Annotated in this window: 25 protein-coding genes; 15 read left to right on the top strand and 10 right to left on the bottom strand. The window is 60.9% G+C overall.

The features are described from left to right. The 5 genes from B5E41_RS24785 to B5E41_RS24765 all read left to right on the top strand — a co-directional run. The coding region (locus tag B5E41_RS24785; protein ID WP_141098805.1) for a TOBE domain-containing protein at nucleotides 1-320 on the top strand (320 nt) is incomplete at its 5' end. Between the two features lie 15 nt (nucleotides 321-335). After that, nucleotides 336-1,874 carry a GMC oxidoreductase gene (locus B5E41_RS24780; RefSeq protein WP_088396465.1) on the top strand — a complete coding sequence of 513 codons (1,539 nt, stop codon included), beginning with the start codon at nucleotides 336-338 and terminating at the stop codon, nucleotides 1,872-1,874. Between the two features lie 9 nt (nucleotides 1,875-1,883). After that, complete coding sequence (locus B5E41_RS24775; RefSeq protein ID WP_088396464.1) at nucleotides 1,884-3,539, top strand: GMC family oxidoreductase; 1,656 nt, start codon at nucleotides 1,884-1,886, stop codon at nucleotides 3,537-3,539. A 13-nt stretch (nucleotides 3,540-3,552) separates the two neighbouring features. Then, complete coding sequence (locus B5E41_RS24770) at nucleotides 3,553-4,722, top strand: Gfo/Idh/MocA family protein (protein WP_088396463.1); 1,170 nt, start codon at nucleotides 3,553-3,555, stop codon at nucleotides 4,720-4,722. 13 nt (nucleotides 4,723-4,735) lie between these two features. Beyond that, on the top strand, nucleotides 4,736-6,817 hold the full coding sequence (locus B5E41_RS24765; protein ID WP_088396462.1) for an FAD-dependent oxidoreductase: 2,082 nt from the start codon (nucleotides 4,736-4,738) through the stop codon (nucleotides 6,815-6,817). An 18-nt stretch (nucleotides 6,818-6,835) separates the two neighbouring features. Here B5E41_RS24765 and B5E41_RS24760 read toward each other — a convergent pair whose 3' ends face one another. The 4 genes from B5E41_RS24760 to B5E41_RS24745 form a co-directional block, all read right to left on the bottom strand. Continuing rightward, nucleotides 6,836-7,018 carry a hypothetical protein gene (locus tag B5E41_RS24760; protein WP_088396461.1) on the bottom strand — a complete coding sequence of 61 codons (183 nt, stop codon included), beginning with the start codon at nucleotides 7,016-7,018 and terminating at the stop codon, nucleotides 6,836-6,838. A 5-nt stretch (nucleotides 7,019-7,023) separates the two neighbouring features. Beyond that, nucleotides 7,024-7,254 carry a hypothetical protein gene (locus B5E41_RS24755; protein ID WP_088396460.1) on the bottom strand — a complete coding sequence of 77 codons (231 nt, stop codon included), beginning with the start codon at nucleotides 7,252-7,254 and terminating at the stop codon, nucleotides 7,024-7,026. 74 nt (nucleotides 7,255-7,328) lie between these two features. Then, nucleotides 7,329-8,120 carry an exodeoxyribonuclease III gene (gene xth / locus B5E41_RS24750; protein WP_088396459.1) on the bottom strand — a complete coding sequence of 264 codons (792 nt, stop codon included), beginning with the start codon at nucleotides 8,118-8,120 and terminating at the stop codon, nucleotides 7,329-7,331. A gap of 123 nt (nucleotides 8,121-8,243) precedes the next feature. Further along, entirely contained in the window at nucleotides 8,244-8,729 is a 486-nt protein-coding gene (locus tag B5E41_RS24745) for a hypothetical protein (protein ID WP_088396458.1), read from the bottom strand. 296 nt (nucleotides 8,730-9,025) lie between these two features. Between B5E41_RS24745 and B5E41_RS31430 the strand changes: the two genes are divergently transcribed. After that, a complete protein-coding gene (locus B5E41_RS31430) occupies nucleotides 9,026-9,517 on the top strand; it encodes a hypothetical protein (RefSeq protein WP_141098804.1) in 492 nt (163 codons plus the stop codon). Between the two features lie 48 nt (nucleotides 9,518-9,565). Here B5E41_RS31430 and B5E41_RS24735 read toward each other — a convergent pair whose 3' ends face one another. The 3 genes from B5E41_RS24735 to B5E41_RS31880 form a co-directional block, all read right to left on the bottom strand. Then, nucleotides 9,566-10,189 (bottom strand): LuxR C-terminal-related transcriptional regulator, encoded by a 624-nt coding sequence (locus B5E41_RS24735; protein ID WP_088396456.1) that lies wholly within the window; start codon nucleotides 10,187-10,189, stop codon nucleotides 9,566-9,568. Between the two features lie 2 nt (nucleotides 10,190-10,191). After that, nucleotides 10,192-11,580, bottom strand: a complete 1,389-nt coding sequence (locus B5E41_RS24730; RefSeq protein ID WP_088396455.1) for a sensor histidine kinase — start codon at nucleotides 11,578-11,580, stop codon at nucleotides 10,192-10,194. A gap of 64 nt (nucleotides 11,581-11,644) precedes the next feature. Then, nucleotides 11,645-11,821, bottom strand: a complete 177-nt coding sequence (locus B5E41_RS31880) for a hypothetical protein (RefSeq protein WP_176439481.1) — start codon at nucleotides 11,819-11,821, stop codon at nucleotides 11,645-11,647. Nucleotides 11,822-11,980: 159 nt separating this feature from the next. Here B5E41_RS31880 and B5E41_RS24725 point away from each other — a divergent pair, with 159 nt between their 5' ends. After that, nucleotides 11,981-12,832, top strand: coding sequence for a class I SAM-dependent methyltransferase (locus B5E41_RS24725; RefSeq protein ID WP_088396454.1), 852 nt, complete (start codon nucleotides 11,981-11,983; stop codon nucleotides 12,830-12,832). A gap of 95 nt (nucleotides 12,833-12,927) precedes the next feature. Here the strand turns inward: B5E41_RS24725 and B5E41_RS24720 are convergent, their stop codons facing one another. Further along, nucleotides 12,928-13,200, bottom strand: coding sequence for a hypothetical protein (locus B5E41_RS24720; RefSeq protein ID WP_064801980.1), 273 nt, complete (start codon nucleotides 13,198-13,200; stop codon nucleotides 12,928-12,930). Nucleotides 13,201-13,392: 192 nt separating this feature from the next. Here B5E41_RS24720 and B5E41_RS24715 point away from each other — a divergent pair, with 192 nt between their 5' ends. From B5E41_RS24715 to B5E41_RS24695, 6 genes are all read left to right on the top strand, one after another. Then, nucleotides 13,393-13,791: a DUF1236 domain-containing protein gene (locus B5E41_RS24715; protein WP_064806091.1), complete on the top strand. Its 399-nt coding sequence runs from the start codon at nucleotides 13,393-13,395 to the stop codon at nucleotides 13,789-13,791. A 115-nt stretch (nucleotides 13,792-13,906) separates the two neighbouring features. Next, nucleotides 13,907-14,071, top strand: coding sequence for a hypothetical protein (locus B5E41_RS31875; RefSeq protein ID WP_176439480.1), 165 nt, complete (start codon nucleotides 13,907-13,909; stop codon nucleotides 14,069-14,071). After that, nucleotides 14,068-14,649, top strand: a complete 582-nt coding sequence (locus B5E41_RS24710) for a BA14K family protein (protein ID WP_088396453.1) — start codon at nucleotides 14,068-14,070, stop codon at nucleotides 14,647-14,649. The genes B5E41_RS31875 and B5E41_RS24710 overlap by 4 nt, the downstream gene beginning before the upstream one ends. Nucleotides 14,650-14,763: 114 nt before the next feature. Continuing rightward, on the top strand, nucleotides 14,764-15,078 hold the full coding sequence (locus tag B5E41_RS24705; RefSeq protein WP_088396452.1) for a hypothetical protein: 315 nt from the start codon (nucleotides 14,764-14,766) through the stop codon (nucleotides 15,076-15,078). Between the two features lie 63 nt (nucleotides 15,079-15,141). Continuing rightward, entirely contained in the window at nucleotides 15,142-16,026 is an 885-nt protein-coding gene (locus B5E41_RS24700; protein ID WP_088396451.1) for a hypothetical protein, read from the top strand. A gap of 75 nt (nucleotides 16,027-16,101) precedes the next feature. Next, nucleotides 16,102-17,094 carry a L,D-transpeptidase family protein gene (locus tag B5E41_RS24695; RefSeq protein WP_088396450.1) on the top strand — a complete coding sequence of 331 codons (993 nt, stop codon included), beginning with the start codon at nucleotides 16,102-16,104 and terminating at the stop codon, nucleotides 17,092-17,094. 131 nt (nucleotides 17,095-17,225) lie between these two features. Here the strand turns inward: B5E41_RS24695 and B5E41_RS24690 are convergent, their stop codons facing one another. Continuing rightward, nucleotides 17,226-18,017 (bottom strand): phenylalanine 4-monooxygenase, encoded by a 792-nt coding sequence (locus tag B5E41_RS24690; RefSeq protein WP_064801988.1) that lies wholly within the window; start codon nucleotides 18,015-18,017, stop codon nucleotides 17,226-17,228. Nucleotides 18,018-18,140: 123 nt separating this feature from the next. On the opposite strand from B5E41_RS24690, the gene B5E41_RS24685 reads away from it, so the two are divergent. Then, entirely contained in the window at nucleotides 18,141-18,602 is a 462-nt protein-coding gene (locus B5E41_RS24685) for an Lrp/AsnC family transcriptional regulator (RefSeq protein ID WP_064801990.1), read from the top strand. A gap of 3 nt (nucleotides 18,603-18,605) precedes the next feature. Here B5E41_RS24685 and B5E41_RS24680 read toward each other — a convergent pair whose 3' ends face one another. Next, nucleotides 18,606-19,106 (bottom strand): Lrp/AsnC family transcriptional regulator, encoded by a 501-nt coding sequence (locus tag B5E41_RS24680; RefSeq protein WP_064801992.1) that lies wholly within the window; start codon nucleotides 19,104-19,106, stop codon nucleotides 18,606-18,608. A 130-nt stretch (nucleotides 19,107-19,236) separates the two neighbouring features. On the opposite strand from B5E41_RS24680, the gene hppD reads away from it, so the two are divergent. Continuing rightward, nucleotides 19,237-20,346 carry a 4-hydroxyphenylpyruvate dioxygenase gene (hppD, locus tag B5E41_RS24675; RefSeq protein WP_088396449.1) on the top strand — a complete coding sequence of 370 codons (1,110 nt, stop codon included), beginning with the start codon at nucleotides 19,237-19,239 and terminating at the stop codon, nucleotides 20,344-20,346. Nucleotides 20,347-20,352: the final 6 nt, after the last annotated feature.

The following is a 20,352-nucleotide window of genomic DNA, read 5'->3' as shown; positions in this document are numbered from 1 at the left end:
GGCTGCCGGTCGTCTCCGGCAATCACGGCCTGTCCGCCTATGCCGGCAAGCCGGTGATCTTCGGCATCCGTCCCGAAGCCTTGACCGATCCCGACGGCGCCGACCGCAAGGCGCGCTCGCTGACCGAGGACGATTGCCTGATCGAGGTGGTCGAACCGGCCGGCTCCGACACCTTTGCCGTCACCAAGCTCGGCGGCAAATCCGTCGTCGCCCGCCTGCGCGCCGATGCCGGCATCGCCCCAGGCCAGAACACACGCCTCGCCTTCAATCTCGACAAGGCGGTGTTCTTCGATCCGGACAGCCAGGTGCGGATCGTGTGACGGGCAGGTGTTGACATGAGCAGTTCGCCAGACATCGTCATCATTGGCTCGGGCGTCGGCGGCGCCACAGTCGCTGCCGGCCTGGCTGTATCAGGCGCTGAGATATTGGTCCTCGAAGCCGGCGATCATATCGCCGATCTTCCCGTCAATCGCGATCAGCGTGCCATCTTCCAGCGTGGACATTTCCGGCCGAAAGAAACCTGGTACGAGGCGAACGGCAGGGGCTTCAACCCCGGGAACTACTACAATGTCGGCGGCAATTCGAAATTCTACGGCGCCGTCTTGTCGCGCTATCGCAGAGAAGATTTCGACGTCATCGAACATCGGGAAGGCGTGTCGCCGGCTTGGCCGTTTCCCTATGAAGAGATGGAGCCCTGGTATTCGCAAGCGGAGCTGATGTATCAAGTCCGCGGCAGTCTTGGCGAAGATCCGACCGAACCGCATCACTCGGTTGCCTACGAATTCCCGCCCGTGCCCGACGAGGCGCCGATCGCCGACATCAGGGCACGCCTCAAGGCGAAAGGACTGCATCCGTTTTCGCTGCCGCTCGGCCTGGATCTCGACGCCTGGCTCTCCAAGGCGCGCACGCCCTGGGATGCACATCCGAATTCACAAGACGGCAAGATGGATGCCGAAACCGCGGCACTCGCTGTGGCGCTGAAACACGAGAACGTGCGGCTCGAGATAAATGCACGGGTGATACGGCTCGACACCGGGGCGGGGAGCCGGATCGACGGTGTCACCTATGTCAAGGACGGACAGACGCTGACTGTCTCGCCCAGGATCGTCATCCTTTCCGCCGGCGCGGTTCAGTCATCCGTGCTTTTGCTGCGTTCGAAAAACGACCGCTTCCCGAGGGGGCTCGCCAACTCTTCCGATCAGGTGGGCCGCAACTTCATGAACCACAACGCCTCGGCTGTGATAGCAGTCTCGCCGCGCTTCAGGAACACCGCTGTCTACCAGAAGACCTTCGGCTTCAACGACTTCTATCTGTCGGACGGGGAGGGCGGACCGCCGCTCGGCAATGTGCAGTTGCTGGGACGCATTTCCGAAAAGGTCCTCAAAGGCTCTCTGCCGCAGGCGCCGGAATGGCTTCTGCGTTTCATGACGGACCATGCCATCGACTTCTATGCGATGAGCGAGGACGTTCCGAATCCTGAAAGCCGCGTGATGGTCGACGGCGATCGGATCGTCCTCAAATGGCAGAGGACCAACTGGGACGCGCATCTTGCCCTTGTCGCCAAGCTGAAGGCGATCCTTCGGTCGATCGGTTTTCCGATCGTGCTGTCGAGACCCTTCGACAAACGCACGCCGTCCCATCAGTGCGGAACGATCCGCATCGGAAACGACCCGGCAACGGCGCCACTGGATCCATACTGCCGGTCCTACGATCACGGCAACCTCTTCGTCGTCGACGCCGGTTTTCTGCCCACGTCGGCTGCGGTCAATCCCGCGCTGACCGTCGCCAGCCAAGCGCTCAGAGTTGCCCACCACATCGCGTCGACGGAATTGCAGACACAGGCAGGTCCATCGGTGCACGCCGGCTTCAAATAGGACAGTAAAATGGGATTCGATTATGTCATCACCGGTGCCGGCCCTGCAGGCTGCGTCCTCGCAAGCCGGCTCAGCGAAGATCCCGACGTCAAAGTGCTGCTTCTTGAAGCGGGCGGAGGCGACTGGAATCCTCTTTTCCACATGCCCGCCGGCTTCGCCAAGATGACCAAGGGCGTCGCCAGCTGGGGATGGGAAACCGTTCCCCAGAAGCACATGAAGGGCAGGGTGCTTCGCTACACCCAGGCAAAGATCATCGGCGGCGGCTCGTCGATCAATGCGCAGCTCTACACCCGCGGAAACGCGGCCGATTATGATCTCTGGGCCAGGGAAGACGGCTGCGAGGGCTGGGACTACCGCTCGATCCTGCCCTATTTCAAACGTGCCGAGGACAATCAACGTTTCGCCGACGATTACCACGCCTATGGCGGTCCGCTGGGGGTCTCGATGCCGGCTGCACCGTTGCCGATCTGCGACGCCTATATCCGCGCGGGACAGGAGCTCGGCATACCCTACAATCACGACTTCAACGGCCGCCAGCAGGCCGGCGTCGGATTTTACCAGCTCACCCAGCGCAACCGGCGCCGCTCATCGGCATCCTATGCCTATCTCTCGCCGATCAAAAACCGGAAGAATCTGACGATCCGGACGGGCGCGCGTGTCGTCCGCATCGTGCTGGAGGCAGGCCGCGCCATCGGCGTCGAGATCGCCACCGGACACGGTCTGGAGGTCGTGCGTGCTGAACGCGAAGTCTTGGTCTCGTCAGGCGCGATCGGATCGCCGAAGCTCCTCTTGCAGTCCGGCATAGGGCCGGCCGACCATTTGACCTCGGTCGGCGTCAAGCCCTTCCACGATCTGCCCGGCGTCGGCGGCAATCTTCAGGACCATCTCGATCTTTTCGTTATCGCCGAATGTACCGGCGATCATACTTATGACGGCGTTGCGAAGCTCCACCGCACGCTTTGGGCGGGGATACAATATGTCCTCTTCCGCACCGGTCCGGTCGCCTCGTCGCTCTTCGAGACCGGCGGCTTCTGGTATGCCGATCCCGACGCACGGTCTCCTGATATTCAGTTCCACCTCGGCCTGGGTTCCGGCATCGAAGCAGGCGTCGAGCGGCTCAAGAATGCCGGAGTGACGCTGAACTCGGCCTATCTGCATCCTCGCTCGCGAGGGACGGTGCGTCTCTCATCCGCCGATCCCGCTGCGGCTCCCTTGATCGATCCTAACTACTGGTCCGATCCTCACGACAGGAAGATGTCGCTGGAGGGGCTGAAGATCGCCCGCGAAATCATGCAGCAGGCGGCGCTGAAACCCTATGTCATGGCCGAAAGACTTCCCGGGCCCAACGTCATGACCGACGAGCAGCTTTTCGACTATGGCTGCGCCAACGCCAAGACCGACCATCATCCGGTCGGCACCTGCAAGATGGGAACGGGCTCTGACGCGGTTGTCGGGCTGGATCTCAAGGTTCGCGGCCTCGAAGGCCTGAGGGTCTGCGATTCCTCCGTCATGCCGCGTGTGCCGTCCTGCAACACCAACGCGCCGACGATCATGGTCGGTGAAAAAGGATCGGACCTCATCCGGGGCCTGCCGGCGCTGCCGTCGGCGATCTTCGCCTATGAACGCAATGATACCAGGCCGCGGGCCCGCGCCGAGATCCGCTAAGGAGTAATGGACAATGTCTGAAGTGAAAGTTGCAGTGCTTGGCGCCTCGGGCTGGATGGGAAAGGTCCACACGATGGCCTATCAAACCTTTCCGCATTTCTTCGGCGTGTCGGACGGAACGGCGCGGATCGTGGCGCTTGTCGACAGCAACCCTGACGTAGCGCAGGATATCGGCAACAGGGCGCCGGGGGCCAGGATCTACCAGGATTGGAAGCTGGCGGTTGCCGATCCCGAAGTCGATCTCATCGATATCTGCCTACCCGACCATCTGCATTATCCGGTGGCCAAGGCCGCTCTGCTGGCCGGCAAACATGTCTATTGCGAGAAGCCGCTGGCAAACACCGCCGATGAAGCGCGGGAGCTGGCCGAGATCGCCAGAGAAAAGGGTGTCGTTACGCGTGTCGGACACGCCTTTCCCCGAAACCCCGTTCATGATCTGGCGAAAGAGATCATCGAATCCGGTGAAATCGGCGAGATCAAGCTGTTTCGCGGCTGCCAGCACGTCGACATGTATGGCGATCCCATAGCACCGTTCATGTGGCGCGCCGATGGCAAGCTCGCGCCGACCGGGATCGTCGGCGACACCGGTTCGCACATCTTCAGCTTCATGGATTTCCTCGTCGGCCGCGTCAGCTCGTTGATCGCCGACAATCTCATTGTCACTCCGCGCCGGCCGATCGTCGCGGGCCTTGCCTATGGTGAGCAGGTGAAACTGTCAGGCAACGAGGCATGGGCCGATATCACCAATCCCGACGCGACGAACCTGCTCTGCCGGTTCGAAAACGGCGCCGCCGGCATCGTCGACTTCAGCCGCGTCGCCACCGGCCGCAAATTCATGCAGACCTACGAGGTCTATGGAACGAAAGGCAGCATCGCCTATACCTATGACGAGATAAACCGGCTGCGTTTCTACACCAACGACGACAGCACGGGACGGCGCGGCTTTCGCGAGATCGACGTCGGTCCTGAGAATGCGACCTTCAGGGCTTTCCTTCCGTTGCCGAACTTCGGCATAGGCTACAATGAAAGCAAGATCATCGAGGTGGCCGAGGTCATAAGATCGATCGTCGCAAACAGACCAATGTGGCCGACATTCGATACCGGCCACCACATCTGCCAGATCGTCGACGCCTGCATGGAGTCTTCCCGGCAGAGACGCTGGGTTGATATCCCGCTCAATTGATTGTGGTGCGCCGATGACGATAGATGTCCCGCAGGAAATTCTTGACGCACTGACCGATATCGATATGCCGCGCCTTCCAGCCGAAGGCGTCGCTTCGGAAGAGGTCCGGCTCGCTGGCATCGCGACGCCGATCTACCGAGCCGGCTGCGTCGTCGTGGGATCGGGCGCCGCAGGTCTGCGTGCGGCGGTGGAAATGAAGCGGCGCGGCGTCGATGTCGTCATCATCAGCCAAAGCGCATGGGGCGGAACCTCGGCCTGCTCTGGCTCCGACAAGCAAACCCTCCACACCGCGAACACGGCCGATCAGGGCGATAATTACCGGGCGATGGCCCGCGCCATCGGCAGCGGCGGCGCCATGGACGAGGACACGGCCTATGTCGAAGCGGTCGGCTCGTCACGGATGATGGCATCGCTGCAGTTCTTGGGGCTGCCGCTGCCCCAGGATCCGCTTGGCGGAACACTGAGATATCAGACCGACCATGACGAGGTCGGCCGCGCCACCAGCTGCGGCCCGCGCACCTCACGACTGATGGTCAAGGTGCTGGCGGAGGAGGCGATCCGACTGGGTGTGCCATTCTACAACCAGACCACCGCGGTGAAAATCCTCACCGAGGGCGAGGGGGCTGTGCGTAATATCGCCGGCATGCTCGTCATGCGCGCCGGCGACCGTACGCAGGAGAACCCGCTCGGCATCGCCTTGTTCGTGAGTGGCGTCATCGTGCTTGCCGCCGGCGGGCCTGGCGAACTCTATCGCGACAGCGTTTATCCCAACGGCTGCTTCGGCTCCCTCGGATTGGCGCTGGAGGCGGGCGTCGAACTCGTCAACCTGACCGAAAGCCAGTTCGGCATTGGAACGCGCAGAGAGGGATTCCCTTGGAATCTGTCCGGCACGTACGTCCAGGCGATTCCGCATATCTATTCGGTCGACGGCGAAGGCGCCGAATACCATTTTCTGGCGGGATATTATCGAAGTACCCAGGAGCTGGCGTCGAACATCTTCCGTAAGGGCTATCAATGGCCGTTCCACGCGACCCGCTTGCTTGATTTCGGCTCGAGCCTGGTCGATCTCGCCATTTACCGTGAGACCGCAGCCGGTCGGCGCGTCTTTATGGACTTCAATCGCAATCCTCTGCCCGTTCCCGGCGACCTGCCATTCAGCCTGGAGAGGCTGGACGAGGACGTTCGCCTCTATCTCGGCAAGGCTGGCGCCGATCAGCAAATGCCGATTCATCGATTGAAACATATGAACCCGCTCGCGATCGAGCTCTATCGCCGTTACAAGATCGATATTGCCGCAGGGCCGCTGGAGTTCGCGGTCAACAACCAGCACATGAACGGCGGCATCATGGTCGACAGCTGGGGCCGCACCAATCTGGGTGGCTGCTACGCGATCGGAGAGGCGGCTGGCACGCATGGGGTAACAAGGCCCGGTGGAGCGGCGCTGAATGCCGGGCAGGTCTTCGGAACCAGGGTGGCCGAACATATCGGCGCCGGCGGGGCAAAGCGGCCTGCCGCGGGACGTGTCCCGGAGGTCGCAGAGGCGGGCATTGCCGACCTCCTTTCCGCTCTGCGGGCCGAAAGCCCGCTCACTGTCAAAGCGGTCCGCTCGGCCGTGCAGGCGCGCATGAGCGAGAAGGCGGGCATCATCTGTGATCACAGGAGCGTCCGCCAGGCCTTGATCGAAGCCCGGGCGCTGAACGCCGAAATCCGCGCCAACGGTCTCGCCTACGAGCGCGCGGCCGAAGCGGTCCGAGGCGTGCAATGGCGGCACATGGCGCTCGCCTCGGAGGCGGTGCTGAGCGCCCTGGACTTCTTCATCGGCAGGGGCGGCGGCAGTCGGGGAGCACGCGCGATCTGCGATGCGGAGGGCGAATTCCTGCCGCTGGCGAGTGCCGGTCCGCTGGAGGACTATCGTTTCCGCAAGGAAACCGAAGCGCATCGCAAGGAGCAGATCGTCGTTCGGCTCGAAGGCGAAGAGGTCAGGCTTTCAACCCGTCCGAACCGCGAACTGGATAAAGATGCCAGATCCTTTTTCGAGCGCGACTGGCCCGCCTGGTTGACGGGCCGCATCTATGATCTGGACGGTGGCGAATGAGGCGATGCTGTCATCGTATCAATCAGGATTGGCGACCGCTGGCGGAACCCGGATGCGCTCCGTATCGTCAGAGCCTTCGGCAACGGATTCCTCGCTTTTGCGCACATGCCGGGGTGGATCTTTTCCTTCGACGGGTTTCGGCGACAATTGATCGTCGGCCTGGATTTCGTCGGTATTGAGATAACTCTTGCTCTCGCCCATGACGATCACTTCCGGTTGGAGAATTGCGGGGCAGGAATGCGCCCCTTCTGATCGACGCGGCCTGTCTCAGGATCGGAGCCGGGGACGCCGTCGCCTGCCTCGCGGCTGCTGCCCATGCTGACGGGAGGCTTGCGCTGGTCGTCGACACCTGCCTCGGGCAGCTCATCGTCCTGAGTATCCTCGTTCAACGACTTGGGCGGAAGCTTAACGGAATCGGGAATAGGTTTCATACGCATCGGACAATCTCCTTTGCAGAGCTAACTCCAGCAGGCATCGCAGGTTCCGTACTCTGCGGCCGATGCATTGCCGCTCACACGGCTTCAGCTGCCGGAAGATCGAGCTCGATCATGACGGGTGCGTGGTCGCTCGTATGCTCCCAACTCCGGGGCTTGCGCCGGACGGTTGCCGATCGGAGCCACGGCGCCACTGTCGGGCTGAGCAGAAAGTGGTCGATCCGAAGCCCGGCGTCGCGCTCGAAACTGTTCCGCCAATATTTCCAGAAGGTGTAGATGCGCTCGTCCGGATGCAGATGCCTGACGGCATCCGTCCAACCCTGGGAGACGAGCCGGGCGTAGGCTTTGCGGACTTCGGGCCTGAAAAGTGCATCGTCTCGCCAGCGCTCCGGCTTGTAGACGTCGATCTCCGTCGGCATGACGTTGAAATCGCCGGCAAGGATGGAAGGCACCTCGATTTCGAGCAGTTCGGCGGCATAGGCGTGCAAGCGCCCGAACCAGCGGAGCTTGTATTCGAACTTGGCGCTGGGAAAAGGGTTGCCATTCGGCAGATACAGGCATCCGATCAGCATGCCGTCGATGACGGCTTCGATATATCGGCTGTGGGTGTCGTCTGGGTCGCCCGGAAGACCGCGCCGTGTCAGGATCGGTGTCTTGTCCTTTGCCAGGATGGCGACGCCGTTCCAGGATCGCTGCCCGTGCCAGACGGCGCCGTAGCCGGCCCGTTCGATCTCTATTCGCGGAAACCTGGCGTCGTCGGTTTTCAATTCCTGAAGGCAGGCTACATCGGGGGCATCCTCTTTCAGCCAGCGCAGCAGGTTGGTCAGTCGCCCGTTGATCCCGTTCACGTTGTAGGATGCGATTTTCATGAGAGATCATGTCGAGGCGGTGCTGGCCAGATCCGAAAGCCCGCCGCGTTCTTCCAGGTTCTTTTGTCGCGCGCAGGATCCGTGCAGACAGCCAGTCCATCGACTCGCCATGATGCCGCCCTTTCAGCGCGTTGCGCCGTACACGAAGGCGATGGCGGCGACGATCGCTGCGGCAGTCAGCGGCTGCCGGCGTATCCTATCCTCCATATCCTGGACGAAACTCCTAGCTTCCGCCTTTGCCAGACGGGCCGTTCCGGACGCCAGCTCCGCCGCGGACTCAGCCATCCGACCGGCTTCTTTCTGAAGCGCGCGCAGTTCCTCGCGGTCGGCATCGAATCTGTCCGAGGCGTGCGAAGTCTGCAGGGCCTGATCGACCAGCGGATACTCTTGGTCAATGGCGGTCGGATCTGGCTCCCGCTTCACCCGCTCAGCCGCCTCGACATCGCTGCGGCCGACGGGAATGGAGGTATGGGTGGCGGAAACAGGATCAGACGCGGGAAACGTATCTTCGATCGCTTTGTCGAGTTCGCCCTTTCCGGACTGTTTTCGCTGCTCTGCCTGCTCTTTTCGCAGGGACTGGACGGCGGGTGAATCATTCGGGTTCGGCATCGCGGTTTCCTCTGTTGCAATTTGATAATCAAAGCGGTGACGAGGAAAGAAGTTCCAGAAAAATGCGTCTGCGCCTTGTCCAGCAACACCATGGCGACGATGTCGACAATATACGCGCCGAGGCAGTATTTGTGATGACATCGCTCGTATTTTTTGGGGGCGCATCCACTGCATGCCGGACCAAAGTCCTGCCTTTTCTTAGTACCTAGGTCCGGTTGCATTTAGCCCTCAGAAAGGCGAAAATTCTCAAGGCGTCCAATAGGCGTAGGAACGGCGAAGAACGGATGAACAAGGCAATGGCATTGACTATCTCGAAACGGGGTTTTTTGAGATTGGGCGGCTGCGCTGCCGTCGCCCTCGTGGTTGCCGCATCGCCTGTAACAATCAATCTCGATGGCTCCCTTCGCGTTCTGACGGTGAAACACGCAGCGGCAAAGGACGGCAATAACGGCGGCGGCAACGGCGGAGGAAATGGCAACGGCGGAGGGAATGGCAACGGGGGAGGCAATGGCGGCGGGGGCGGAAACGGCAGTAATGGTTCCGGCAGCAGCGCAGGTGGAAGCTCCAACAGCAACGCCGGATCCTCTTCATCCTCGGCCTCGTCGACGGGATCGAAGGCCAGAGCGACCGAAGGCATCGATGGGTCGATCAACGTTCGCCACGCCAACGGCATCACCGAAAGCCTGCGCAGTGGCCGCTATATCATGAAGGACTCGAAGGGCAGGACGATCATAAGCCGGCAGGCGACGGCCGGCGACGCAAACCGGCTGAGCAATTTCCTTCGCTGAGGCAGAATGCGGAAAACGGCGCCGTAGGGATCGAAGCTCGAGCGGGCGCTATCGCCGTTCGCGCCATTGCAGCGCCGCTTCGGTCCTGTTGGAGGCGCCGAGCTTGCTCAGGATCTGGGTCATATGGTGCTTCACGGTCTTTTCCTGCAGATTGAGGCGCAGGCCGATATGCTTGTTTGACAGACCTTGGGCGACGAGATCCATCACCTCGCGCTCCCTTGGCGTCAGACTGTTCTTGTCGGAGTTTCCGTTTTGTAGCGAATTTTCCATCGCCTTCGCCGACATCGTCGGCGAGACATATCGCGACCCGCCGAGGACGGTTTTAATCGCTTCGGCGAGGCCGCGTGAACCGACACCTTTGAGAACGTAGCCCATCGCGCCCTGCTGCAGGGCTCCGAGCAGCGTGTCCACCTCCTCGGATACCGTCAACATCAGCACTTTCGTCGTCGGGCTGAGCGCCAGGACGTCGGCGATCGCAGCCAATCCGCCGCCGGGCATCGAGACATCGAGAAGCATCACGTCGGGGAGGTTGTTCGATGCGATCATGGCGGCATCTTCGCTGCTGGCCCCTTCGCCAATGACCACGAAGTCGCTCATCTCCGACAAGCTGCGCGTTACACCCTCGCGAAAAAGCGGGTGGTCGTCCACCACGCCGACGGTGATGGGTTTCATCTCTATTCTCCAGCTTCCATTGGCTCGAAGGTCATGGTCACGGTCGTTCCTCCTTCACCCGTTTTGATATCGAAAGATCCCCCCAGGCTGTCGATGCGTTCGCGCAGCCCCACCAGGCCGAGGCTTGTCGGCCTCACCTCCGTCGGGTCGAACCCATCGCCACGATCACTGACCTCCACACAAACATGACCATTATGCGACACGGCTTTCACGGTCTGCAGAACGCCGCCGCCGTGGCGATAGGCATTGTTCAAGGCTTCCTGAACGAAGCGATAGATACAGATCTTTACGGCAGCAGCGAGCTCGGGTCCATCCTCGTCGATGATCGTTTCGACAACGGTTTCGGTCTTGTGCCGGTGCGCTTCGACGACCCGCAGCACGATATCGGTGATGGAGGACTTTTCGATCTGCGGGAGCACCAGTCCGCTGCAGATATTGCGGATTTCCGTCATGGCCTCCGCGAGGCTCGAGCGTATCCAGGCAAGTTCTTTTTCGCGTGCTTCGGGTTCGGTGGATGCGTTGATCAACAAGTCGCTGTCCAGTCGCAGTGAAGCATAGGCAATGTGCTGTGCCGGACCGTCGTGAAGATCGGCGCCGATGCTGCGCAGATATGTTTCGTTCAGCGCCGCCACGCGCTGCGAGGCGCGCTGCAGCCGCCGCTGCAGCCCGCGATTTTCCGCCAGCAGCGCAGACAATTCCTTGACCCGTTCCTTGAGATCCCTGCGCTGCGCTTCTATCGTGCGGCTTCCGCGAAACACCAGGGCGGAGAGAACGAGGAAAAAGACGCCTGTCAGGGCGGCGACTGCTCCCCAGCTCTGCAGCCTCGCGTGCGCCAGACTGTCGCCGAGGCCTTCCGCGGTCTCGTAGAATTCGAGCACAGCAACCGCCTGGCCGGACCACGGCTGGAGAACCGGATTGTAGATTTCCATCAGCGGCTTGCCGAGCGCGCGCTCGGCACCGCTTTCCGGGTCGTCGGCAATCTCGTAACGCGCAACGAGCGAGCCGGCGAATGCCTTCTGCAGCTTCGCGTTCAGGGGAAACTTCTGGCCCACCAGTTCCTTGTCGTTCGAATAGAGGATGGTGCCGTCGTTTCGCCACAACCTGAAGGAGACAAGGCGCCTGCCAAGCGCCCCTTGACCGAGTGTTTCGTCGAGAGCCTGAGCGCTGCCTTCGTCCAGCAGCGATTCCGTTTGCATGTCGGGAAGCAGCGGCGCCACCACACTGTCGACGTAAAGCGCCGTCGCCGCGCCGGAATTATGGATGACGGCTTCCTCGATCAGATGGGTGACAAGGACACCCACGAGAAACATGGCGGCGATCGAGACCAAGCCACCCGCGATGAAAAATTGCGAGGCGAGTGAGCGGGCATTCCAGCGGCGCAGCCAATTCATTTTGATACCGGCAAGAGACTTTGCCGACTAACCTACAGCGTCTTTAGAGTTTTTCCAGACTGTATCAGGGCAGATTCCTGGTATCGAAGACCTCAGCGCCTCTGATGCTCTCGGTCAAATGAATGCTATCGCCTGACATGGCTGCGCCGAAGACATAGAGGAGACCGGCCAGAACGATGACGAGGGCAATGACGGAGGCGTTCCAGGCATCGTTGACATGGGATCTGTTCCTTTGGGGCATAAGCGGATCTCCTTCCATACCGTTCAAACGACGCGGTCAGGCGACCGTTCCGATTCGCGGACTTCGGTCGAAGAGGCCTGGGACCAAGGTCCGTCCCCGTGGACAACATCCGATTCAGCCATATTTCAACTTCGATGGAGCTGCGTTTGGAGACGTGTGGTGACAGTTTCTGCGAACATCGATGACGGTGCGGATGCCGCATTTGTCGCGCCTCCCCCTCCTTTCGGGGCAGGCGTCGCCGATCTTTACCAAGCCCTTCTCGTGCCGATTCTCTTTGAGCCCTATGCGTTGGAAATGGCAATCGTGGCCGAACGGTCGAAGCCGGTCAGCGTGCTCGAAGTCGCGGCGGGGACCGGCGCCTTGACACGCCCTCTGCGGGCGAAGCTCGATCCGGCCGCCGAGATCGTTGCCACCGATCTCAGCCAGGCGATGATCGACGTCGGCGCACCATCGGTGACGATGTCGCGAACGCATTGGATGCACGCGGATGCGCAAGATCTGCCGTTCGCCCCTTTGATGTTCGATCTCGTCGTTTGCCAGTTCGGCGTCATGTTCTTTCCGGATAGGCCGAAGGCCTATGGCGAGGCGAAAAGAGTGTTGCGGAGCGGAGGCCATTTCCTGTTTTCGACGTGGGATTCGCTTGCTGCCAACGACTTCGCAAGATGTGTGGACGAATGTCTGACAAGCCTTTTCCCGTCAGATCCTCCCGATTTCCTCAGGCGCTTGCCATATTCTTACTTCGACCCCAGCCCGATCAAGGCTGAAGTATCATCGGCGGGATTCGAGGCGGTTTCCTGCGAACGGCTCGAACTGACCTCTATCGCGGCCACAGCACAGGATATCGCGACCGCTTTCTGCCGGGGCACGCCGCTCAGCGGAGAAATCGAATGGCGGGCGCCGGAGCGCATGTCGGAGATCATTGATGAGGTGGCCGAGCGGGTGGCGTCCCGCTATGGCGCCCGTCCTCGCGGCAGCATGAGCGCCCTGGTCGCCTCCGGCCGGGCCCCTTGACCGCTTCCGGCAATCTTCTCGCGCGCCGATTACCTGTGCTCGGGGCTCGTGCGGACAATCATTCCTGGCGCCCGGATTAAACCTGCGGTCGCCGATTACGGGATGAGGCAGTAGTGGGGGTAGTCAGGCGCGCGCATCGCGCCGATGACGTGCTGTTCGATCTCGACGCAGGTCTCGTCATATTCCCGCACCAGCTTCAAATTGAACCGTCGTCTTCGAAGCCGATCCCGCGCTTCGACTGCCATCTGGTAGGCCTCGAAAAGCTCGAGCTGCCACGGGTCGCGCGCCTGCATGATCAGCGCCCGCATTTGCGGCAGACGCATGGCCAGGCGCCTGCGTCCTGCTTCCCGACGGTTGGATCGTGTCATCTCCCTCGGTCTCCTGCCCAAGCCCGCGATGCGATGGCGTTCGGCTCGAGAATAGCGCGGCTGACGAATAATGAAATCCAGACTAAGGGCCGGGATGTCTCAGACCGAGGTCCGGGGCGTGGAACGACCTCGTTGCCAGCAAGTTGGTTTGGCAGCGGCAAGCAGGCCGCATTGAAAAGCAAGGAGGAAAAGATGCTCTTCAAGTTTATCGCAGGCGCCGCAACTGCCATGACCGTGATGTCGGGCGTCGCATTCGCCCAGTCCTCGACCGTCAATGGTGCGGCCGGTGGCGCAATCACCGGAGCTATCGTTGGTGGTCCGGCCGGTGCTGCCATCGGCGGCGTTGCCGGCGCAGTCGTCGGCACGGCGATCGATCCGCCGCCTGAAAAGGTCGTCACCTATGTCCGCGAGGCTCCGGCACCGTCGGCACGCGTCGTTGTGAAGGAAAAGGTGGTCGTCGGCCAGCCGCTACCGGAAACGGTCGTGGTGACCCCCGTTCCGGACGATCCGACATATGCCTACGCGGTGGTCAATGACGAGCGTGTCATTGTCGAACCGTCGTCGCGCAAGGTGATCCAGGTGATCAAGTGACCTGATCGTTCACGTGGCTCTGCCGCGTCTTCCTTTCTTAAATCATCTTCAGATCAGCCGCACGATGGACGGCAGCGTCGTCGTCGTGCGGCCGCACGGATCGAGGAGAGGGAACATGATCTACTCCGAAGAGAAATCCGTTGGTCTCGCCGTGCCGCTGATCGCCATTCTCTTGTCGATCGTCGGCATTATCGCCGTGCTCGTCGCCACCGGCGGTCACAGCGGCGCCGGGCCTCGTGTCTGGGTTCCCCAGGCACAACAGCAGGGAGCGGGCCAATGAATGCCATTGCGAGCGTCGCCTTCGGCATTGCCAGCTCGGTTGGCGCCTGCATGGCAGCGGCCTCCGTTGCCTCGCATGTGGTGGAGGATTCCGGACCACCCGCGCTCACGGATCTTGCCGCCCCCGACTTATGGACGACGAGTCCAGTGAAGGTCGATCCCCATCGGCAGCATTATGAACGAATTCCGCCCGTCTATTCCAGCTATGTCACCGAGGCTCCGGCGACAATCGCGTCAAGGATGGCTTCGCAACCCGCTCGTCCGTCGACAGAACTGCAGGCACCGCAGCCAAAATTCGCCGCCGAGCACCTTGCCTGGTGCGCCAAACGCTACCGTTCCTTCGATCCTGCGACCAACAGCTACCGATCCTATGGGGGCGAGATCCGCGAATGCTCCTCTCCGTTCCAGCAGAATATTGCCGCAAGCCCTGAGGCAGGCGGCACGAAAGTCGGTGCCCAGGCGGCAGCCCGATGTGCCGCCCGATACAGATCGTATCGGCCGGAAGACAACACCTATCAGCCATGGGATGGTCCGCGCCGAAGCTGCGAGATGTCGGATCTGGTCGCGACGAGCAATTAACCGTGGCCGGGTGAGGCGTACAAAATCGTACCGTGCTGCTTAGCCAGACTAAAGTCCGTGTTGTAATCGCACCGGTTGTGATATCCGGTTGTATTTGAGGGGCGGAGAGCGGGGATGGCGACGACGCTGATAGCAGAAATCCACCAGGCGCAGACAAGGCTTCCGTTCTTGAGCAGGGCGGAGCGCGGAGCCCTTATCGTTCGCATTCTTCGCGAGTTGAAGATACTCCGTCGCGAAGTTCTCGGGAATGTGTCGGCCGATCGCTGCGTTTGGATCGATAAACTGATCGCGTCAGTTTCTTCGACAGTATCGGAAATCGTCACGATGCCGGACGCCGAGTTCAACCGTGTCTTGAATGAGTTCGAAAAGCTCATGGCAACGCTGCATAACATTTCGCACCCGCAGAAGCCGTCGGAGACAGTTCACTAGCGTCGTTAAGGCGACGTACGGGCGCGCCGGAAACCGATCCCGGCGCGGAAGCGTTCTTCTCCTATGACCGAAACAAAACCGCCCGCTGACCAGGACGAGATGTCGCCCCGTGACGATGAGCCGAAGCCAGGCGCAGAGGTTTCCTTCCCTTACGACAGGATGACTGTAGAGCAGTTCCGAAACCGCTTCCCGCGTGCCCGCTGGAACGACGTGCGAAGGGCCTGGTTCGTTCCCGGCCGAACCGCGTCCCGTCGCATCGGCCGATGGCTTGCCGAGCTGGAGGCCGAAGCCGACGCGCATGCGGATGCGAAGGGGCGCGATGCCTTTGCCTTCGATCCCATCGACAGTCCATATCTGGAACTCGGCAAGGCCGGCTTTCGAATCCGCACGCCCTATTCAAAAACCGTCGTCGACGAGCTTCGCGAGGTGCCGTTCTCGCGATGGGACGGCGATCTTCGAATATGGCACGTTCCCTTTCGATCCTATGAGGAACTGAGACGCAGATGGCCTGACATCGAAGCGGCGGCTCGCAGAAACGAACCGGAGGAGAGGCGACGGCGCGCCGAGGAGCGGAAGGGAACCGAACGGGAGATGCGCAGCAAGCTTCGCACAGCCGAACGCAAGCGCCGCCGTTACCCGCTTCCGGCCGACGCTCTGCCACCGACAGGGCGCCCGGTGGCCACGTCGTATGGGATCGTCGTCTTTACGGAAATTACCGGCGAACTGGTCGATCCGGCTCTCGTTTCGGATTTCTATCCCGGGGTCACGGAGGATTATCTCTGGGGGTACTGGCGGGCGCCGACATTCGACGAGCTTGTCCGTACCTGGCCCGCGAAAACGCCTCGCCGTCACGATGCGGAATGGTGGCAGCCGACGATCGAAGAACTGAGGCCCGCCCGCCGCGTGGCAAGAGCACGCGAAGTCAGGAAGCAAGCGAAGGCGCCGTGATCGGAGCCTGCCACCGGCCCTGCGGACTCGTAGCAGAGTGTGGGAACAAATTCCCACGTCGGCCATTTGTTGTCCATGAAAACAGCCCTGCCGATCTCGCTGCTCGCTCTGGCCCTTTCCGTTGGCGGCGCTTCCGCGGGGGAGCTTCGTCCCGAAGCGATCAATGCCGCTTCCCTTGCCGATATCGGGAAAGGGAAGCTGCCGCCCGCAGATCCGGACCCGGCGATCATCCGCCTTCAGGTCCTGCTCGACCGTGCGGGCTCGTCTCCCGGCGTGATCGACGGTCTCTCCGGCGAGAACGTCGACAAGGCGGTGGCCGGCTTCGAGGCGATGAACAAGCTTCCCGTAGACGGCAGGCCGGATCCGGATGTAGCCTCCCGGTTGGAAGACAATTCGCCCGTCATCGAGAGCTATGTCGTCTCGCCGGAGGACGCCACGGGGCTCGTTGACAGAATCCCTGAGGATTACGGCGAGAAGGCAAAGATGCAGAGCCTCGGCTATACCAGCGTTGCGGAGAAGCTGTCCGAGCGCTTTCACATGGATCTCGATCTCTTGAATGCGCTCAACCCGGGTTCGCAGTTCGCGCCCGGCGACAAGGTGTGGGTCGTTGATCCCGGCCCTCCCAGAGAAGGCAAGGTTAGGAGTATCGAGGTTGACAAGAAGACAGGGCAGGTGCTGGCCTATGGTGAGGATGGATCGCTGCTTGCCGTCTATCCCGCCACGATCGGCAGCGAGGACAATCCGACGCCCTCAGGAAAGCACAAGGTCAAGGGCGTCGCGCGAATGCCGGTCTACCGATATGATCCGAAGCGCAACTTCAAGCAGGGAAAGAACGACAAGGTCCTGACGATCCCGGAGGGGCCGAACGGTCCGGTCGGCACCGTCTGGATCGACCTGACCGAGCCGACCTATGGCATACACGGAACGCCGGAGCCGAAGCTCATCGACAAGGTCGGCTCGCATGGCTGCGTGCGGCTGACGAATTGGGACGCGGAGGAGCTGGCCGGCATGGTCAAGCCGGGCGTCCTGGTCGAATTCGTCAATCGCAGTCCCGCCGATCCGAAGTGAAACCCAGATCTGACGATCACTTGAACAAGGCGGCGGCCACAGCTGCCTTCCGGCGCGTCGCGATCAGGCGGCGTTAGACCCCTCCTAGTATATTCACCTCTTGCCCGGTAGCCGTTGACGTTGGCTTTCAATCACGAAGCCTTGGCTTCGAAAGCCGGGGCGAAATCCCCCAGCGATTTCGCCTTGAGGATCGCGCCGCCGATATCCTGCTCTACGATCGCCTCGAGATCGGCAAAGCTGTCGATAACATAGTAGATCGGCTGGAGGATATCGATGCGGTAGGGCGTCCGGAGCACGCTCAACAGATCGAACGGCCGGAATTCGCACCCCGTGCCTTCCGTTGCCGCCTTGGCTTCACTCGGAGAAGAGACGATGCCGGCGCCGAAACAGCGGCGGCCTTGCGGCGTGTTGATCAGACCGAATTCGACTGTGAACCAGAAAATCCGGAACAGATGCCATGAATAGCCCTTGCCGAGGCGCATGGCAGTTTCGCCGAAGTGCCGGACGAAATTGGCATAGCTCTGATTGGTCAGCAGCGGGCAATGGCCGAACACTTCGTGGAACAGGTCCGGTTCCTCGATATAATCGATATGCTCGCGGCGGCGCAGGAAGGTAGCCAGCGGGAACTTGCCCTGCGACAGAAGTTCATAGAAGCGCGAGGGCGGAATGAGCGCCGGCACGCCTTCCACGCCGAAACCGGTGGTCTCGTTCAGGCGTCTGTTCACATCGAGGAGCTGCGGCACTTTCTCCGGCCTGAGCCCCAGCAGTTTGACGCCGTCCAGATATTCCTGGCAAGCCTTATCGGCCAAGAGCTTCATCTGACGCCGGTAGAGTTCGCCCCAGATCGCATCTTCTTCGGGGGTATAGTCATAGAGGCCGTCCGGGCCGGGCAGTTTGGCAGTGTAGCTGCTTTCCTTGGTCATCGATTGATCCTCCCGGGAATGGCAATATCTCTGTCATTATGCTCCGTGTTTGACGGATTTTCTTTTCTTTCATGCCGGCTGTCGCCATAGTGGTGGGAGATATTCTCGAATGTGGTGGCGAAAATGAAAGAAACTGGGAATTTCCGCCGCAAGCTTCTGCAGCTGATCCAGGCCGACGGCACTCTGTCGTTGGCGGACCTGGCGGAAAAGGCCGGCATGTCGCAGAGCTCGGCCTGGCGAAAGATCCAGGAACTCGAAGCCGACGGCGTCATCCGCAAGCGCGTGACGCTGCTCGATCCCGGCAAACTCGATCTCAAGCTCTGCGTGATTGCGCACGTCACGCTGGAGGATCACCACGAGGAGGCGGTGGCTTCTTTCGCTTCAGTGGTGCTGGAGCGGCCGGAGATCATGGAGTGCTACGCCTTGTCGGGCGCCTTCGACTACATGCTGAAGATAAGGGCGAGGGACGTCGAAAGCTACGAGGCCTTCATGACCCGCTATCTGATGCGCAATCCGCATGTGCGCACCGTGGTCTCGAGCTTCGTGTTGCGCGAGCTGAAATTCTCCACCGAACTGCCGCTCTGACCGTTATCGCGCGCTGTCGCCATGGCGGCTGCCCGGCATCATCACCGGATAGCCTTCGAACGTCTTCAGCGTGTCGAGCACGATTGACGTTTTCACGTGCTGCACGGATTCGTGCGGCAGCAGAACGTCGTTGACGAACTTCGACAGATCGGCGAGCCCACGAGTCGCCACCTTCAGGTGATAGTCCATCTCGCCGGTCAACGCGTAGGCTTCGAGAACTTCGGGCAGGCCGTTGATTAGTTGCGAAAATCGGCGGGCATTGTCCCGGTTGTGGGTCGCAAGCGTGACGGAAATGACCACCAGCATATCGAGCCCCAGCTTCTCCCGATCGAGGTGGGCACGGTAGCTGCGAATATATCCCTCGGCCTCCAGTCTGGTGCGCCGGCGTGAGCATTGCGACGGTGAGAGCGCGATGCGCTCACCAAGCTCGTTGTTCGTGAGCCTGCCATCCTTTTGAAGTTCCAGGAGGAGGCGCAGGTCTAGTTTGTCGAGGGGCTCATCCATTGCGCAAAATCTCCAAAATGCTCACAGGTCGTGCATAAACTGTTCCTTGCGCATCAAGAACGCAAGAACTTTGCACGTGTTTTGAGCCATAGTTTGCATAGAGAATGCAATCTCCTCTGGAGGAAAGAAAATGGGTCCGTTCCCGCATGATGCGCCTCCGTCGGAAATCACCGCCGAAAATCCGGCCGGCACCGACGGCTTCGAATTCGTCGAGTTCGCTCACCCCGAGCCTGAGAAACTCAGCGAGCTCTTCACACGCATGGGCTATGTCGCGGTCGCCAGGCACAAGACGAAAGACATTACCGTCTGGCGCCAGGGCGACATCAATTATGTCCTCAATGCCGAGCCGGGCAGTCATGCCGCCCGTTTCGTCGCAAAGCATGGTCCCTGCGCCCCGTCGATGGCCTGGCGTGTGGTCGATGCCAGGCACGCCTTCGATCACGCCGTGTCGAAGGGTGCCGTTCCCTATGAAGGAAATGACAAGGTGCTCGATGTCCCGGCGATTGTCGGCATTGGCGGTTCGCTGCTCTATTTCGTCGAGACCTATGGGGCGAAAGGATCGGCTTACGAGGCCGAATTCAATTTGCTTGGCGAGCCCAATCCGAAGCCGCTCGGGATCGGCTTTTACTATCTCGACCATCTCACCCACAATGTCTTCCGCGGCAACATGGACAAGTGGTGGGATTTTTACCGCAACCTGTTCAATTTCAAACAGATTCACTTCTTCGATATTGACGGCCGCATCACCGGTCTGGTCAGCCGCGCCATCACCTCGCCCTGCGGCAAGATCCGCATTCCGCTGAATGAATCGAAGGACGACACCAGCCAGATCGAGGAATATCTGAAGAAGTATCGGGGCGAGGGCATTCAGCACATCGCCGTTGGCACGGAGGATATTTACGAGGCAACCGACCGGCTTGCCGATAACGGCCTGCGCTTCATGCCGGGGCCTCCCGAGACCTATTACGACATGTCCTATGAACGCGTGCATGGCCATGACGAACCGATCGACCGCATGAAGAAGCACGGCATCCTGATCGACGGCGAAGGTGTGGTGAACGGCGGCATGACAAAAATCCTGCTGCAGATATTCTCCAAAACGGTGATCGGTCCGATCTTCTTCGAATTCATCCAGCGCAAGGGCGACGAGGGTTTCGGCGAAGGCAACTTCCGTGCGCTGTTCGAGTCGATCGAAGCCGATCAGATCAAGCGTGGTGTCATCGGCACGGCAGCGGAGTAAACTCTA

The sequence above is a fragment of the Rhizobium esperanzae genome (assembly GCF_002204185.1).
Lineage (GTDB): Bacteria > Pseudomonadota > Alphaproteobacteria > Rhizobiales > Rhizobiaceae > Rhizobium > Rhizobium esperanzae.
The sequence above is the reverse complement of the archived record's forward strand: the minus strand, read 5'-3'. Positions and strand labels throughout refer to the sequence as shown.

Excerpts from the sequence above, each read along its gene's own strand:
- B5E41_RS31880 (WP_176439481.1), bottom strand. The coding sequence starts at position 11,821 with ATGCCCCAAAGGAACAGATCCCATGTCAACGATGCCTGGAACGCCTCC.
- B5E41_RS24780 (WP_088396465.1), top strand. The coding sequence starts at position 336 with ATGAGCAGTTCGCCAGACATCGTCATCATTGGCTCGGGCGTCGGCGGC.
- B5E41_RS24685 (WP_064801990.1), top strand. The coding sequence starts at position 18,141 with ATGAAAGAAACTGGGAATTTCCGCCGCAAGCTTCTGCAGCTGATCCAG.
- B5E41_RS31875 (WP_176439480.1), top strand. The coding sequence starts at position 13,907 with ATGATCTACTCCGAAGAGAAATCCGTTGGTCTCGCCGTGCCGCTGATC.
- B5E41_RS24745 (WP_088396458.1), bottom strand. The coding sequence starts at position 8,729 with ATGCCGAACCCGAATGATTCACCCGCCGTCCAGTCCCTGCGAAAAGAG.
- B5E41_RS24705 (WP_088396452.1), top strand. The coding sequence starts at position 14,764 with ATGGCGACGACGCTGATAGCAGAAATCCACCAGGCGCAGACAAGGCTT.
- B5E41_RS24700 (WP_088396451.1), top strand. The coding sequence starts at position 15,142 with ATGACCGAAACAAAACCGCCCGCTGACCAGGACGAGATGTCGCCCCGT.
- B5E41_RS24735 (WP_088396456.1), bottom strand. The coding sequence starts at position 10,189 with ATGAAACCCATCACCGTCGGCGTGGTGGACGACCACCCGCTTTTTCGC.
- B5E41_RS24690 (WP_064801988.1), bottom strand. The coding sequence starts at position 18,017 with ATGACCAAGGAAAGCAGCTACACTGCCAAACTGCCCGGCCCGGACGGC.
- B5E41_RS24695 (WP_088396450.1), top strand. The coding sequence starts at position 16,102 with ATGAAAACAGCCCTGCCGATCTCGCTGCTCGCTCTGGCCCTTTCCGTT.
- B5E41_RS24710 (WP_088396453.1), top strand. The coding sequence starts at position 14,068 with ATGAATGCCATTGCGAGCGTCGCCTTCGGCATTGCCAGCTCGGTTGGC.
- B5E41_RS31430 (WP_141098804.1), top strand. The coding sequence starts at position 9,026 with ATGGCATTGACTATCTCGAAACGGGGTTTTTTGAGATTGGGCGGCTGC.
- B5E41_RS24730 (WP_088396455.1), bottom strand. The coding sequence starts at position 11,580 with ATGAATTGGCTGCGCCGCTGGAATGCCCGCTCACTCGCCTCGCAATTT.
- hppD (WP_088396449.1), top strand. The coding sequence starts at position 19,237 with ATGGGTCCGTTCCCGCATGATGCGCCTCCGTCGGAAATCACCGCCGAA.
- B5E41_RS24755 (WP_088396460.1), bottom strand. The coding sequence starts at position 7,254 with ATGCGTATGAAACCTATTCCCGATTCCGTTAAGCTTCCGCCCAAGTCG.
- B5E41_RS24775 (WP_088396464.1), top strand. The coding sequence starts at position 1,884 with ATGGGATTCGATTATGTCATCACCGGTGCCGGCCCTGCAGGCTGCGTC.
- B5E41_RS24720 (WP_064801980.1), bottom strand. The coding sequence starts at position 13,200 with ATGACACGATCCAACCGTCGGGAAGCAGGACGCAGGCGCCTGGCCATG.
- B5E41_RS24765 (WP_088396462.1), top strand. The coding sequence starts at position 4,736 with ATGACGATAGATGTCCCGCAGGAAATTCTTGACGCACTGACCGATATC.
- B5E41_RS24770 (WP_088396463.1), top strand. The coding sequence starts at position 3,553 with ATGTCTGAAGTGAAAGTTGCAGTGCTTGGCGCCTCGGGCTGGATGGGA.
- B5E41_RS24680 (WP_064801992.1), bottom strand. The coding sequence starts at position 19,106 with ATGGATGAGCCCCTCGACAAACTAGACCTGCGCCTCCTCCTGGAACTT.
- B5E41_RS24715 (WP_064806091.1), top strand. The coding sequence starts at position 13,393 with ATGCTCTTCAAGTTTATCGCAGGCGCCGCAACTGCCATGACCGTGATG.
- xth (WP_088396459.1), bottom strand. The coding sequence starts at position 8,120 with ATGAAAATCGCATCCTACAACGTGAACGGGATCAACGGGCGACTGACC.
- B5E41_RS24760 (WP_088396461.1), bottom strand. The coding sequence starts at position 7,018 with ATGGGCGAGAGCAAGAGTTATCTCAATACCGACGAAATCCAGGCCGAC.